Below are 445 nucleotides of genomic sequence, written 5' to 3' on the forward strand. Positions count from 1 at the left end.
GTCCCTTGGGGTTGCCCTTGCGCACGATGAACGAGTCGAGCATCTGGTAGTCGGGGTCGGAGAAGATGACCTGTTCGCAGCGGTCGGGGTTGATGTACATCCCCGCGGCCACGACGTCGAACTGCTGGGAGTTCAGCCCCGGGATCAGCGAGCCGAACTCGGTCGGCACGGGCTGGACCCGGTCCACGCCCAGCCGCTTGAAGATGACCCTGGCCAGCTCCGGTGCCTCGCCGGTGAGTTCACCGTCCTTGTTGATGTAGCCGAAGGGTATTTCCCCGGCGATGCCCAGGCGGACGACGCCCGTCGCCCTGAGGCGGTCCAGCAGGTCACCGCCGTTCGTGCCGGCCTCGGTGGGGACGCGGGAACAGCCCGCGGCACCCAGCGCGCCGAGCGCCGCGACCCCCGCGAGCAGCGACCGGCGTGAGGGCCCGGAGGGTTTCCGGTG

1 protein-coding gene is annotated in these 445 nt (G+C 69.7%); it reads right to left on the reverse strand.

The window, feature by feature from the left end:
* The coding region (locus KDL01_RS42060) for a transporter substrate-binding domain-containing protein (protein ID WP_212534289.1) at window positions 1-445 on the reverse strand (445 nt) is incomplete at both ends.

This window comes from Actinospica durhamensis, assembly GCF_018139695.1.
GTDB classification, from domain to species: domain Bacteria; phylum Actinomycetota; class Actinomycetes; order Streptomycetales; family Catenulisporaceae; genus Actinospica; species Actinospica durhamensis.